Here is a 14340-nt window from a genome sequence, read left to right on the forward strand (position 1 = left end):
ACAGGCGTCTAAGGCTTCCAACATCGGTGAAGTCTGCCAGTTCGCGGCTGCTGGTAAAGAGATGGGCAAGAAGTCCCTCTCTGAAATCGCTATGAGCTACGGATATGTGTACGTCGGACAGATTGCTCTCGGCGCTAACCCTGCACAGGCTCTCAAAGTCATCCAGGAAGCGGAAGCCTACAACGGTCCATCCCTCATCATCGGATACGCTCCATGTGAATTGCACGGCGTTAAGGGTGGTATGAACCACTGTCAGGACGAAATGAAGGCAGCCGTAAAAGCCGGCTACTGGAACCTGTTCAGCTTCAACCCTGCTCTTAAAGCAGAAGGCAAGAATCCGTTCACACTCACTTCTAAAGAAGGTGACGGAACTTACCAGGTATTCCTTAACAATGAAACACGTTACAGTGCACTTACACGCAAGTTCCCTGAACGTGCAAAAGTTCTCTTCGACCGCAACGAACAGGCTGCTAAGGCTAGATTCGTTCACCTGCAGAAGCTGGTTGAGTTGTACAAATAAGTTTTATGCTGCACACTTTAGAGTGTCAGCGTAAAACACTATGACACGACCTGCCTGACGGCAGGCGTGTCAAATCAGCCTGAACCGACACCTTTGGTGCGGTTAAAACCATAGCGGAAATGCGAACGCCGTTTCCTTTGTACTGAAGGGGACGGCGTTTTTTTATCTGTAGAAAGTCGAAAGAATATGATAAATCTTGCAAAGTCAAGCGAAACTGTCTAAGCAAAAACGCCACTTGTGAGGAAAGTCCTTCGAAAATCAGTTTTGCCCGCATAGTTTATTCCTTTTTGTTAACTCTTTCTGAATATGTGGTACAATATAATTCCAGGGAAGGTCAAATATGATAATTCAGGATCCAGAACATATTTTTGATGCGGAAGAATTTGCCCGTTCGATAGAAAAATCCGCTATGGGTGCTTTTATGAACGATAAACTTAACGATTTAATCGACCGCGAAATTGACCGTGATATGGAGCGGACTTTATCCGGCAAAGGTGACATAGACGAAGAACTTCTTTGCAGCGATAACGATAATGATTCTGAAGCGGATAGACTTTTCTTTGGAAAGCGGATTCCAAATGAATTGTTCATTCAATCACTGGGTGAAGGCTATAATTATGAACCTGAATTTCTGCTTCAAAAAGCTTTCCAGGATATGGCGGACGGAAATTTTACAGCTGCATGGAACGAAATTGCAGAGGTTTATGGCACAGAGACTGCAGACAGGTTCATAAAAACAGGAAAAATTTAATTTATAAACTTCTTAAAATCTGCTTATGCTCATCACTTACCCTGAAACTTTCGCAGGCTTTTTGAATTGTTTTTCTGCGCACCCAGTCAGTTAAGATTGATTTGTCTTTAATGAAAGGAAGTGTTTCTTCCCAGTGTTTTGCAAGAGCTGTTGCGAAAAACCATGCTGTCATCATGTTGATGTAATATAAATCTGATTTTATATCGGCAACAAGCTGTAAATACTCACTTTTAAAATTTTCATCAAGATAAAAGCACATAATCATGCGGATTCCAAAACGGATTTGATATTCTGATTTTTTATCAGGAGTTACTTTAATCCACTTTTTTATAATCGAGAGAAGTTTTTCGGTATTTTTCTTAAAAACTTTCGGTGTACACTGATCACAGGTTGCCCAGTTATTTACAAAAGGCAGAAACTTATTAAGTTCTGTAATACATTCATCAAAATCTTTTATCTGTTCAATCAGAAATCCGTGAATCTGGTTTTCTTCAAAACTTTCATGTGGGAGTGAGTGTAAAAATATCTGGTAGTTTCCGGAACGGAACAATTCTTTTGCAATTTCACGAAGCTTTGGAGTACGCACACCTATAATTTTATCTGATTCCACATTTGGTATTAATTTTGCATTGAAGTCTTTGTATTTTGAGTCAGAAAGGGTATATAATTTTTTCTGCAGTTCAGTCATGGGAAAATAACGCCTGAATTATGATTAATCATCCGGAAAAAGATTTTTAACTTCTTTTATTTTTATTTCCTGAATGTATGATTCTTCTTTTTGTTTAAGGCTGTCACCTTCAAAATTTGTGTTGTTAATATATTTCATGTAAACTTTTGATGTTTCCGGGTCAAAAAAAATTTTTCTTGGCAGGTTTCCGCCTGTATTTGATTTTGTTACAGGAATTTTTAACTGTTTCAGATAATCAAAAGCAAATTTAATATTTGTGGCTCCAACCTGTGCTCCGTTGTTTTCATTTTGATTAAAAACATTGCTTCCGCCAAAAACTTTCGCACTTAAATTTTCAAGAATTGCGCCTTTTGCGACTAAATCTTTTATAAGTAAATCGATGGCATACTCGCCGAATTTACCCATTAGAACTTCGCCCTGTGCGTTGTCTATGCTGGTATCTTTTGCAAGCATAAAATGATTAATTCCGCCGATTTTATTTTCATCATCATAAAGGGCAATACTTATGCACGAGCCGAGAACTGTAGAAATCATTTCAGGACCACTGGAAGCGTAATACTCTCCAGGGTAAATAGTGATTATCTTTTTATTAAAATGCGAGTCGAAATATGTATTCATTTTTATTTAGAAGAATGTAACTTCCCCGGAAGCTGCACCCTTTTCTATGTCGAAACCGGCAATTTTACCCGCAGCTTCTTTGTGTGCTGTGATGGTAAAATGTTTGATAACGTCTTTAAATTTGTCGCTTCTGATTTCCCAGTTTGAAATACCCCGTTCATTAATAAGAGAAGCTTTCTTTGTAAGAAGTGTCTGCTGAGAATCTTTTAATGCTGAAATAAAATCGGTGATATCATTTGCTATTTTTCCAAAATCCATAAGATTCTGCTGTACAACAACACACTTGTTCTGGAATCCTTCCGGGAAGACAGTGAAGTTTGAAATGATGTTATTTAAATTGTTTTTACCGGCTTTAAGTTCTTCAAAGAATCTTTCTTTATCTTCACGCAGAGTCAGCATATTTTTATTGTCGATGTTAATTGATGTGGTAAAACTTTCGAGCATATTACTGGTATCCTGAATGAAATTTTCAAGAAGTGTCTGCATTTCATCCAGAGAGGTATTAGCCGAATTAATAAGATTGTCCATGTCTGTAACAGAATCCTGAACAGATTTTATCGCATCGTTTTTAGATACTTCAATCTGCTGTAAAATACGCACGTGATGTAAGCGGCTCATAACCGGACGAAGTCCGTCAAAGACTGAATAAATTGTGCGTGCTCTCTGTGTAATATTCTGACAGGTATGAAGTAAATCTTTCTGTACAAGATGGTAATTATTAAACTCGTTAAGAAGGTTCTGGAAATTTTCGATTACAGTTGTGAGCCGTTTGTCGATATTGTCAAAGCTTGCAGAAAAATTGTTTAAAAAGCGTGACTCAAAATCAAGGCGTGAATTATCGATTGAATCAAGAATTTCGATAACCTGCTGCCAGTTTGAATTGAAAATCGAGTAACTTTTTGTTACATGTTCGTTAATATCATCAAGAACATCACAGGCAAGTTCATAGAGTGAAATATTAAAACAAATGTAATCCAGTTCTTCGTCTGAACCGCTTGCTGGAACCGGGGAATTTGTAATTTCGCTGATACAGCTGACAACATGCTGTAAAGACTGATTGATAATATCCTGCAGCTGCAAGCCTTCCATAGCTTTTTGAATCGGCGTGTAAATCGAATCAATTTGATTTTCCATGGTTGTGAGCGGGCTCGTAACGCTTGAAATCAGCCGTTTTACATCAGAAGAATTTTCAGATCCCTGAGATGAAAGATTTTTTTGAGAATTTATGATTCCTGAAAAAATTGATTTAAGGCCGTTAATGTATTCAATAAGGTGTGATTCTTCTTCGCTGAGTTTATCTGCAAAAAGGCTCATATCACCGGAAAGACGCTGTAAATTTTCGGTAATGCGGCTGAATGCCTGACCTTTTTCACCAGATTTGATTGAAACTACCATGGCATTTAAAGCAATCAGACTCATTTGCTCTGAATCCTCTTTTATGCCGGCAATCATTTTATCAAGTTTGCTTAAATCATCGATTTTTTGATTAAGTTTATCAAAGAGCGGATTATATTTTGCACTGTAATCAATAAAAACTTCTTTTTCTTTTGCTGCAGAATCGTCCTGAGCATAATTGAGTTTTGAAAGCATATCACGTAAAGACTGAAGGGAAGTATGTCCGTTGCGGTTCATAAGCATAGGAAACAAATTTCCAAGCTGGAGAAATGTGCTTTCTGATTTTGAACTGATTGAGTTAATTCTTGATACAGCGTCGTTAAGTTCCATAAAGTATTCCTTTAATTTTTATTCAGTAAATTCTGCGGAGAGATTATTTAAATCTTCATCCGAAAAATTTCCATTGTCAAACATTTCCATTTCGTTATATTCGTATGAATGCTGCAAAATCCGGCCGGCAGCCGTTTCTATTGCTTTAACAAATTTGCACTGCGGATCGGTGAGTGCAAGCGGTTTTCTTAAAGCAACAGCATAACTGACCCGCTCATCTTTTGGCAAAAATCCAACGAAATCCATTTTGATTCCAAGTTTGTTTTGAACAAGCGAACGAAGTCGTTTAGCCATGTCCAGATCCTGGGCAGTTTCGCCCATATTTACAATTACCTGCGGTCTGTACTTTGCAAGTTCAGACAGAGGTTCAGCAGTTGTCTGTGTAAAAGTCTGCGAAGTTTTTTCGATTAAATCGATGAAAGAAGTTTCGGTGCCTGAGGTACTGTTTTTGATATAGTCATTTATAAAAAGCCTTTCTTCACTTCGGGCTTTAAATTGCTGCATAAAAAATCTGAATGAAGCAGCTTTTAAAAAAGAATATGCATTTAAAACTGATGTAATTTCTGGGGTTGTAACAAGAATTGAGTTGTAAGTTGTTAAATAAAAGTCCAGTGTGTTGTAGGTGGTTCCGGCTCCCAGATCAAGAATTACATAATCTGTATCGAGAGAATTAAGTTTACGGATAATTTTTCGCTTTGTTGAAGCGTCCATATTTGCAGTGCCGGGATAAAGACAGTCACCGGCGATAAATTTTAAATTTTCAATTCCAGTTTCCTGTAAAAGCTCGGTCAGTTCAGCTGCCTGTTTATAAATAAAATTTCCCATGCCTGCGTGATTATTTTTTAAACCTAGCAGGGTATGCAGATTTGCCCCGCCAAAATCAAAATCACAGAGAATAACACGCTTTCCTTTTTGAGCAAGAGTAATAGCAAGGTTTACTGCAGTAGAACTTTTGCCGACTCCGCCTTTCCCGCTGGCAATAGGGAGAATATTAACCATATCTTAAAAATTGTAATGCAAATTCTGTCAAAAATAAAGATAAATTTCTGTTAATTATAGAGAATTATTGGTGAACGTCTTAAAAATTTGAATTTTTTGCTGTTTCAACGTCACTTTCTATAAATCCGATAATTTTTTCTAAATCCAATACAAGAATAAAACTTTCTCCTCTGCGTGCAACTGATTTTACGAAGTGACGCTGCTGTTCCGGAATTCCGTAAGAAACAGAATCGGCTGGAACCATTGTGAGTGAACTTACAACATCAACACTGTCGGCAATAATTGAAAATTCGAATGGTTTGTCATTTTCCTGAGGAAGTTCCAGATCAATGACTGAAGTTGTTGAAAAATCCTCACTTGGATTGAAGCCGAACAGTCTGCGTAAATCAATGATAGAAACAACAGAGCCGCGAATATTCATGACACCTTTTAAGTATGGTAAAGAATTTGGAACGGGTGTAAGAGAGGTGAAATTAAAGACTTCTTTGACATGAGTAACTGGAACTGAAAAAATTCCTTCTCCAAGATTAAAAGAAAAATATAATTCTTCACTAGTATTTGTTTGTTTCATTTGACGACTCCCTTAAATTAGCTTAAAATATTTTAATATGGAATGATGAATTTCACAACAGAAATCATTAGTTCACAAAAATATCAGGAGTTTTCACTATATGGCTGCAAAAAAAACAGAATCAGTAACTATAAAGTGGCATGGAACTGCCGGCATTGAACAGGCTCATGCCCTTCGCGATGAACTCCTGGCAGCTTTCAAAAATAATAAAATTCTTCTCGATATTTCAGAAGTTGAAGATATAGATATCACCGGTGTGCAGTTAATTGTTTCTGCAAAAAAAGAAGCACAAAAATCAAATAAAGAATTTTTCATAATCGGTAAAATTCCAGATGTAATCGTGGAGTTTATTTCAGCGAGCAGCATTTCTTTAGAAGAATATGCACTTCCAGAAGGTGAGGAGATAGGCTAATGCTTGAACAGTTAAATTCAGTTTTCTTTGAAGAAGCAAATGAACTCCTCGATAATCTTGAAGAACAGCTTTTGACTTTAAGTGACAATCCAACTGACTCCGAAACTATTTCTGCCGTATTCCGGGCAATGCATACAATTAAAGGTTCTTCTGCAATGTTCGGCTATAATGACATTTCTGCATTTACTCACGAAGTAGAATCGGCACTTGATCAGGTCCGTAACGGAATTATTCCGGTTGAAGCCGAATTAATCGACCTTACTTTAAAAGCACGCGATCATATTCGAAATATGCTCGGAGCCGGCACTGAAGTATCAGAAGAAATACGCAAAGTTTCAGACAGTCTGATTCTTGAATTTAAAGTTTATATCCAGAAGCATGGCGGAAGTTCAGCAGAATCAGTTTCAGCCATTAAAAAAGCTCAGGTTCAAAAAAGTGAAGAATCGGCTCCAAGTAATACATGGCGAATTAAATTCCGCCCTTCAAAAACTATTATACAAAACGGTACCCGCCCTGAACTTCTTATAAAAGAACTTACAGAACTCGGAAAAGCAACCGTCGTTCCTTTCTATAACGAGCTTCCTCCGCTTTCTGAAATGGACAGTGAACTGTGTTATTTTTCATGGGATATTATCCTTACAACCACAAAAACTGAAAACGATATTCAGGACGTGTTTATTTTCGTTGACCAGGATACAAAAATCGAAGTCGAAAAAATCGATTTACTTCCAGGCGAAGATAACAAAATCGGGGAAATCCTTGTTGCACGCCGCGAAATTGACCGCAAAGATATCGACAAAATTATCGAAGAGCACAAATTATTAGGTACAATTCTTGTTGATAAAAATCTTATTTCAGAAGACCGCGTTCAGTCAGCTCTTGCAGAACAGCAGCACTTAAAATCTCTTTCCGATACAGGAAGGGCAATTCCTCAGGGAGCAGCTGCTTCTCAGCAGACTGTACGAATCAGCTCTCAAAAGCTTGACCAGCTCGTTGATCTTGTTGGCGAACTGGTAACATTTAATGCTCAGCTTGAACAGCAGGCAATTAAGACAGATAATGCCATTTTTAAAAATATGAGCGAAAAGTGCGGCCGCATTTCTGTAATGCTTCGTGATGTTTCAATGGGACTTCGTATGGTTCCAATAAATACACTTTTCTCTCGTTTCCGCCGCACGGTTCATGATCTTGCAGGCCAGCTCGAAAAGCAGATTGAAATGGTTACAGAAGGTGCAGAAACAGAACTCGATAAAACTGTCGTCGAAAAACTTAATGACCCGCTTCTTCACTTAATCCGGAATTCTGTAGATCACGGTATTGAAATGCCTGCAAACAGGGCAATGGCCGGTAAAGATCCGCTTGGTCATGTAACTCTTTCTGCCCGCCATGCAGGTGCATTCATTCTAATTACAATTAAAGATGATGGAAAAGGTCTTGATAAAGAAGCAATCCGTGCAAAAGGTATTCAGAAAGGTCTTATCAAAGAAGAAGATAATCTGAGTGATTCCGAAATTTATAATCTTATTTTTAATCCGGGATTTTCTACGGCAAAACAGGTCAGCTCAATTTCAGGACGTGGTGTTGGTCTTGATGTTGTTAAAAAAGATATTGCTTCGCTTGGAGGCAGTGTTTCAATCGAAACAGAAAAAGGCAAAGGAACAAGCTTTATTTTAAAAATTCCGCTCACACTTGCAATTATCGATGGAATGCTCACAACAATCGGAAATACCCGCTGTATTGTTCCGCTTAATACAATTGCCGAATGTATGCAGTATAAAGCTGATGAAGCTCAAAAAGATGATTTAATAATCACTACAGAACTTCATGGAAAGGAACTTAAGTGCATTAATCTGCGCAAATTTTTCAAAATTGATGCACCTTTTACGCAAAAACAGGAAATTGTTGCCGTATATGACAATGAAAAAGTTATCGGGCTTATTTTCGATAAAATTCTTGGAAGCAATCAGACTGTAATCAAGCCAATCGGCCGTCTTTATGACAATTGTGCCGGTATTAACGGCTCAACGATTCTTGGCGACGGCTCGGTTGCGCTTATTCTCGATGTGCTTAAACTCACTGAAATTATGCACAAGGCTACACTTACTAAGGAATAATCATGGCAAACGAACCATTTACACCAGAAGAAAAAAAGGTTTTCCTAGCAAGCCAGCCCGAACTTTCAAAGGCTCAGTTTGATGCAATTGCTGAATTTATTCAGTCAAATGTTGGAATCAAAATGCCTGAGCAGAAGCAGATTATGGTGCAGTCAAGGCTTTTATCCCGTTTAAAAGCACTTAAAATGTCTAATTTTGACGATTATATTGCTTATGTTTTTGCAGGCGGTCCACAGAGTGACGAAGAAATTGCGTTGATGATAAATGTAATTACTACAAACCTTACAAATTTCTTCCGCGAAAAACAGCATTTTGAGTACATGACAGAAAAAGCTCTTCCTGAACTTGCGGAACTTGGATACAAAGACGTAAATATCTGGTCGGCCGGCTGTTCAAGTGGTGAAGAACCTTACACGCTTTCAATAGTCATGCAGGAATTTATGCGTACAAAACCAAATACAATTAGCGGATATTCAGTTCTTGCAACAGATATTTCTTCAAATGTGCTGGGTAAGGCCATGAATGCAGTTTATCCGATGGAAAGCGTAGCAGATTTATCCATGGAGTTGAAGAAACGCTATTTTTTGAAAAGTAAAGATAAAGAAAATCCTCTTGTGCGGGTAAAACCGGAACTTCGCAGCAAAGTTGAGTTTCAGCGACTTAATTTTATGGACTCTTCTTATCCAATAAAAGGCGAAAAGCAGATAATTTTCTGCAGAAATGTATTAATTTATTTTGATAAACCTACACAGGAAGCTGTAATTCGTAAATTAATCAGTCATCTTGTTCCGGGCGGTTATTTATTTCTCGGACATTCAGAAACGATTTTTGGAATGGATCTGCCTTTAAAGACAGTTGCGCCGACGAGCTTTAAGAAGATATAAAGGACAGAATGATGGATGAAGTAATTAAGGTATTAATTATAGATGACTCAGCACTGGCCAGGCAGACAATTACTGAGGTTTTAAGTGGAATTCCTGACATTAAGGTAATTGGTTCTGCTCCGGATCCGATTATCGGTGTCCGAAAAATTCAGGCAGAACGCCCGGACGTAATTATTCTCGATATTGAGATGTCCCGCATGGATGGTCTTACTTTCCTGCGAAAAATGAACGAAACAATCGATCCGATTCCATGTGTAATCTGTTCTGCTTTAGTAGAAAAAGGCTCACCGGAGTCATTTAAAGCTCTTGAACTTGGAGCTGCGGCAATTATTTTAAAACCATCTGTTGGAACAAAAAAATTCTTCGAAGAATCGAAAACCCGTTTTGCAGATGTCGTTCGTGCTGCAAATCTCTGTAATGGCAGAATAAAACAGCTTACACCTTCACAGGCAAGGCTTCATTCATCTTATGCGGATTCACCACGATTTAAACAGCCGGAGCCTGCTCCAGTTCAGATTGAGGATGTAGAGGAAGTGCAGGAACTTGAACCAATTTCAGAACCGGCAGCTGTAGAAAGCAAATCTGCTCTTAAACGCGATCCGGGATCACCACAGCCAAAACTTTCAGCTGATGTAATTCTTGAAAAGCCTAATCCTTCACTGGCACCGATTGATACTACAGATATTGTTGTTGCTGTCGGGGCAAGTACAGGCGGAACAGAAGCTCTAAAAGATTTTCTTACCATGCTGCCGGCTGATTCACCTGGTATTGTAATTGTTCAGCATATGCCGGAACATTTTACCGCTTCGTTCGCACAGCGTTTAGACGGATTATGTAAGATTTCGGTCCGTGAAGCCGAAGACGGGGATATTGTTCAGCGGGGGCAGGCTTTAATTGCACCGGGAAACCATCATCTTCTTTTGAAGCGTGAAGGAGATGAATATTATGTTGAAATAAAAGACGGTCCGCTTGTTTCCCGTCATCGTCCGTCAGTTGATGTTTTGTTCCGTTCGGCAGCCCGTTATGCTGGAAAAAACGCAATTGGTGTTATAATGACAGGTATGGGGGATGATGGAGCAAAAGGCATGAAGGAAATGCATGATGCCGGCTCATACAACATTGCCCAGGACGAAGCAACCTGTATTGTATATGGAATGCCCTGCGAAGCAGTAAAAGCAGGTGCAGTCGACAAAATAGTCCCTTTGCAGAACATTGCAGGGGAAATCTTAAATATTGCAAAGACAAAACATTGGAGGTAAACAAATGTCAAAAAAAATTCTTGCAGTAGATGATTCAAACTCAATCAGAAAAAGTATTTCATTTATCCTTGGTCAGGAAGGTTATGAAATTGTTGAAGCTGTAGATGGTGTTGATGCTCTTGCAAAGGCAAAGGCAGATAAATTCAATCTCGTAATTACAGATATTAACATGCCTAATATGGACGGAATTGAACTTACAAAGCAGCTCCGTGCCACAGAAGGCTATAAATTTACACCGATTATTGCACTTACAACAGAAAACCAGCAGTCAAAAATGGAAGAGGGTAAAGCATCTGGCGCTACAGGCTGGATTGTAAAGCCGTTTACTTCTGAAAAACTGATTGCTGTCGTAAAAAAGATTATCGGTTAATTAACAATCTTGCGAAATTTCTCGCACACAGGAGCACTTATGAAAAGTATTCGCAGCGCAATGACAATTTTTGTCTCACTAGTAATTATCGTTACAGCATTAACACTGTCTCTTATTTCTGTCACTATCACAAAAGGTGCAGTAGAGGAACAGTCCCTTACAAATATGGAAGCTCTGGTCGAAAACGTTGCAAAATATGCTGACGTTACACTTCAGTCTGATTTAATTGCACTGCGTACAATTGCTGAATTTCCAGTGTTAAAAAGCAGCGGAAGCGTTGTGGAAAAAGCACCTCAAATTGCTGAATACATTTCAAGTGTTGGTAAAGACGCAAAATATTTCATTCTCTCTGATACGGAAGGTCATGCTTATACTTCAGACGGAATTGTCCGTGAAATACAGCATCGTGACTATTATAAGGAAGCTGTTAAAGGTAAAGCAGTTATTTCAGGTCCAATTGTAAGTGCCCGTGGTGAACCGTCTATTTATGCTTCTGTTCCTGTGTACGATTATAACAGAAGAATAAAAGGTGTTCTTGCAGCAAATATTTCAGTAGAGATTTTAAAAACCTTTGCAGAAAATCTCAAAATCGGTATAAACGGAAAGCCTTTCATCATTAACAAAGAAACTGGTGTTATTATTTACGCAAATAACGAAGAATATGTACAAAATGCAGAAACCTTTGAACATCTGGCAAAAACAGCCGAAAAAAGCTATGAATCTCTTGCGAATGTTTCTAAAAAAATGATGAACAGTGAAAGCGGCAGCGAGGTTATCCGTATTTATGGAAAGCCATACCTCATTGCTTATACTTCACTTCAGTCTTCAAACTGGGCAATTGCGCTTAATGCTCCGGCCAGTGATTTTGAATCTGCAGTCAGTACTCTTGAAACACTTCTGTCTATTTTTACTGTCCTGATTATCATTATTGGGGTCGTAATTGCTTTCCTGTATGCATCGTCGATTGCCCGTCCAATCAACGGAATTTACGGAATCTTAAGTTCTGTTGCTGATGGTGATTTAACTGTCAAAAAAGACGAAAAACTCATTAAACGAAAAGACGAACTTGGAAAGATGAGTCATGCTCTTTTCGATATGGTTGATTCTCTGGTTCGAACTATTGAAAATGTCCGTGAAACAGCAATGCAGGTTCGTTCTGGTGGTGAACAGCTTTCTTCTTCAAGTCAGTCGGTTTCTTCCGGGGCAAGTGAACAGGCAGCTTCTACTGAAGAAATGAGTGCTACAATGGAGCAGATGACAAGTAATATTCGTCAAACTGCAGATAATGCCGCAAAAACAAGTGAAATTGCAAATATGGCAGCAGCAAAAGGTGAGCAGGGCGGAATTGCTGTTCAGGAAGCCGTTACAGCTGTAGAAACAATTGCAGAAAAAATCGGAATTATTGAAGATATTGCAGGTCAGACAAATATGCTTGCACTTAATGCAGCAATTGAAGCAGCCCGTGCCGGAGAAGCTGGAAAAGGTTTTGCTGTTGTTGCGGGTGAAGTACGTAAACTTGCAGAAAGGACTCAGGCTGCAGCCGGTGAAATCAGTGAAATTTCTGCAAAAACCCTGGAAACAGCTGAAAATGCAGGCAAGCTTATAAAAGAAGTTGTTCCGAGTATCGAAAATACCTCACAACTGGTTGAAGAAATTGCAACCGCAAGCCGTGAACAGGATAATGGAGCACGACAGGTTTCAACAGCAATCATTCAGATGGATACAGTTGTTCAACAGAATGCAAGTGCTGCAGAAGAAATGGCTGCCATGGCAGAAGAGCTTAGTGCTGAAGCACAAAGACTTGTTCAGACAATCGCATTCTTTAAAACAGGAAGTCACGAAAACGAAAATTTTGTCGTAACTCCGATTGCACATGCTGCGGCAGAAGAAGCCAAAAAAGAAGAAAAGAAACAGGCAGTATCTGCACCAGTAGAAGTTAAAGCGGAAGACAAACCGGCAAAACCTGCTCCAAAGAAAATTAATAAAGCAGCTATAAAAGAGCCTGCCGGTGTGCAGACACAGCCGGTAAAAAAAGCTCCACAAGCTTCACAGCCGGCAGCTGAAAAAAAGGTCAGCGGTACGGTAAAGCCAAAAACTACTGCTGATTTGATAAATGATGCTGACTTTGAAGAATTCTAGGAAAAAGGCCTATGATTACGAACTATTTAACCTTTACTGTTGATGATTCAACTTATGCACTTGATGTTGATTCTGTGCTTGAGGTATTAAATTTCTCAAATCCGACGGCAGTTCCCTGTGCTCTTCCTTATATCGAAGGACTGATTTATTCTCGTGAACAGGGAATTACAATTGTAAATTTCAGAAAACGTTTTGGTCTTACAGAGCATGAAATCGACAAACGCACAAAAATTATTGTAGTCGAGGTTCCTTCTCCAAAAGAAGACGATGAAAATCATATTACTTTGTATGGACTTGTAGCAGATTCTGTTCAGGATGTAGTACAGATTTTTGAAGAAGAACCGGTTAAAGATTTATCCAGTCCGATTCCGGCAGAGTTTATATCAAGCGTACTTAAATATAATGAGTCTGCAATGTTTGTTTTAAATCCCAGCATGCTTTTTAAAGAAGCTGGAGAATTAAATTTGGGTGAAAAGATAAGCAAAGAATAATTTTGTTATTTTATCGCCTTAATACGTATTGACCTTAAAAGGTTTGTTTTATATTCTTTAAAACAATCGAAATAAATTTTTGGAGGAATTTCTACAAATGGCTGAATTCAAAATGAAAGATTTTGACCTTACTGGAAAAGTTGCATGGGTAACTGGTGCTTCTTACGGTATTGGTTTTGCTATCGCAAAAGCATTTGCAGCAGCAGGTGCAAAAATCGTATTCAATGACCGCGGACAGGAACAGCTCGACAACGGTCTCAAAAACTATAAAGAAGCTGGAATCGAAGCACACGGATATATCTGCGACGTTACAGACGAAGCAGCTGTTCAGGAAACAGTTAAAAAAATCGAAAAAGATGTTGGCACAGTTGACATCCTCGTAAACAATGCTGGTATTATCAAACGAATTCCTATGCTCGAAATGAAAGCAGAAGAATTCCGTCAGGTTATCGATGTTGACTTGAACGCTCCATTCATCGTTTCTAAAGCAGTTTTGCCAGGCATGATTGCAAAAGGACACGGAAAAATCATCAACATCTGTTCTATGATGTCTGAGCTGGGCCGTGAGACTGTTTCTGCTTATGCAGCTGCAAAGGGGGGCTTAAAAATGCTGACCCGCAACATCTGTTCAGAATACGGTGCACAGAACATTCAGTGTAACGGCATTGGCCCGGGATACATCGCTACACCCCAGACTGCACCGCTTCGCGAGAAGCAGGCTGACGGTAGCCGCCATCCCTTCGACCAGTTCATCTGTGGCCGCACACCGGCAGGACGCTGGCTGCTCCCGGAAGAGCTC

Annotated in this window: 15 protein-coding genes; 10 read left to right on the forward strand and 5 right to left on the reverse strand. The window is 39.0% G+C overall.

The window, feature by feature from the left end:
• Together ACKI5B_RS00535 and ACKI5B_RS00540 are read left to right on the forward strand one after the other, a co-directional pair.
• A partial coding sequence (locus ACKI5B_RS00535; protein WP_486401655.1) for a thiamine pyrophosphate-dependent enzyme occupies window positions 1–520 on the forward strand: 520 nt, incomplete at its 5' end.
• A 340-nt stretch (window positions 521–860) separates the two neighbouring features.
• On the forward strand, window positions 861–1271 hold the full coding sequence (locus ACKI5B_RS00540; RefSeq protein ID WP_407425000.1) for a UbiA family prenyltransferase: 411 nt from the start codon (window positions 861–863) through the stop codon (window positions 1269–1271).
• A 1-nt stretch (window position 1272) separates the two neighbouring features.
• Here ACKI5B_RS00540 and ACKI5B_RS00545 read toward each other — a convergent pair whose 3' ends face one another.
• From ACKI5B_RS00545 to ACKI5B_RS00565, 5 genes are all read right to left on the reverse strand, one after another.
• Entirely contained in the window at window positions 1273–1959 is a 687-nt protein-coding gene (locus ACKI5B_RS00545; protein ID WP_407425001.1) for a DNA alkylation repair protein, read from the reverse strand.
• A gap of 24 nt (window positions 1960–1983) precedes the next feature.
• Window positions 1984–2577, reverse strand: coding sequence for a chemotaxis protein CheD (locus ACKI5B_RS00550; protein WP_407425002.1), 594 nt, complete (start codon window positions 2575–2577; stop codon window positions 1984–1986).
• Window positions 2578–2583: 6 nt separating this feature from the next.
• Window positions 2584–4302 carry a hypothetical protein gene (locus ACKI5B_RS00555; protein ID WP_407425003.1) on the reverse strand — a complete coding sequence of 573 codons (1719 nt, stop codon included), beginning with the start codon at window positions 4300–4302 and terminating at the stop codon, window positions 2584–2586.
• An 18-nt stretch (window positions 4303–4320) separates the two neighbouring features.
• Window positions 4321–5301, reverse strand: a complete 981-nt coding sequence (locus tag ACKI5B_RS00560; RefSeq protein WP_407425004.1) for a P-loop NTPase — start codon at window positions 5299–5301, stop codon at window positions 4321–4323.
• Window positions 5302–5380: 79 nt separating this feature from the next.
• A complete protein-coding gene (locus ACKI5B_RS00565; protein WP_407425005.1) occupies window positions 5381–5872 on the reverse strand; it encodes a chemotaxis protein CheW in 492 nt (163 codons plus the stop codon).
• 100 nt (window positions 5873–5972) lie between these two features.
• On the opposite strand from ACKI5B_RS00565, the gene ACKI5B_RS00570 reads away from it, so the two are divergent.
• The 8 genes from ACKI5B_RS00570 to ACKI5B_RS00605 form a co-directional block, all read left to right on the forward strand.
• The gene (locus ACKI5B_RS00570) at window positions 5973–6284 is read left to right on the forward strand and encodes an STAS domain-containing protein (RefSeq protein ID WP_407425006.1); all 312 of its coding nucleotides are present in this window, start codon (window positions 5973–5975) and stop codon (window positions 6282–6284) included.
• Complete coding sequence (locus ACKI5B_RS00575) at window positions 6284–8398, forward strand: chemotaxis protein CheA (RefSeq protein ID WP_407425007.1); 2115 nt, start codon at window positions 6284–6286, stop codon at window positions 8396–8398. Before ACKI5B_RS00570 ends, ACKI5B_RS00575 begins: the two co-directional genes overlap by 1 nt.
• Window positions 8399–8400: 2 nt before the next feature.
• The gene (locus tag ACKI5B_RS00580; protein ID WP_407425008.1) at window positions 8401–9282 is read left to right on the forward strand and encodes a CheR family methyltransferase; all 882 of its coding nucleotides are present in this window, start codon (window positions 8401–8403) and stop codon (window positions 9280–9282) included.
• A gap of 11 nt (window positions 9283–9293) precedes the next feature.
• The gene (locus ACKI5B_RS00585; protein ID WP_407425009.1) at window positions 9294–10541 is read left to right on the forward strand and encodes a protein-glutamate methylesterase/protein-glutamine glutaminase; all 1248 of its coding nucleotides are present in this window, start codon (window positions 9294–9296) and stop codon (window positions 10539–10541) included.
• 4 nt (window positions 10542–10545) lie between these two features.
• Window positions 10546–10911 carry a response regulator gene (locus ACKI5B_RS00590; RefSeq protein ID WP_407425010.1) on the forward strand — a complete coding sequence of 122 codons (366 nt, stop codon included), beginning with the start codon at window positions 10546–10548 and terminating at the stop codon, window positions 10909–10911.
• A 39-nt stretch (window positions 10912–10950) separates the two neighbouring features.
• Window positions 10951–13050, forward strand: coding sequence for a methyl-accepting chemotaxis protein (locus ACKI5B_RS00595; protein WP_407425011.1), 2100 nt, complete (start codon window positions 10951–10953; stop codon window positions 13048–13050).
• An 11-nt stretch (window positions 13051–13061) separates the two neighbouring features.
• Window positions 13062–13541, forward strand: coding sequence for a chemotaxis protein CheW (locus ACKI5B_RS00600; protein ID WP_407425012.1), 480 nt, complete (start codon window positions 13062–13064; stop codon window positions 13539–13541).
• A gap of 97 nt (window positions 13542–13638) precedes the next feature.
• Window positions 13639–14340 (forward strand): gluconate 5-dehydrogenase (locus ACKI5B_RS00605; protein WP_407425013.1); only part of this gene is annotated, 702 nt, incomplete at its 3' end.

This window comes from Treponema sp., from assembly GCF_045657965.1.
Classification (GTDB): Bacteria; Spirochaetota; Spirochaetia; order Treponematales; family Treponemataceae; genus Treponema_D.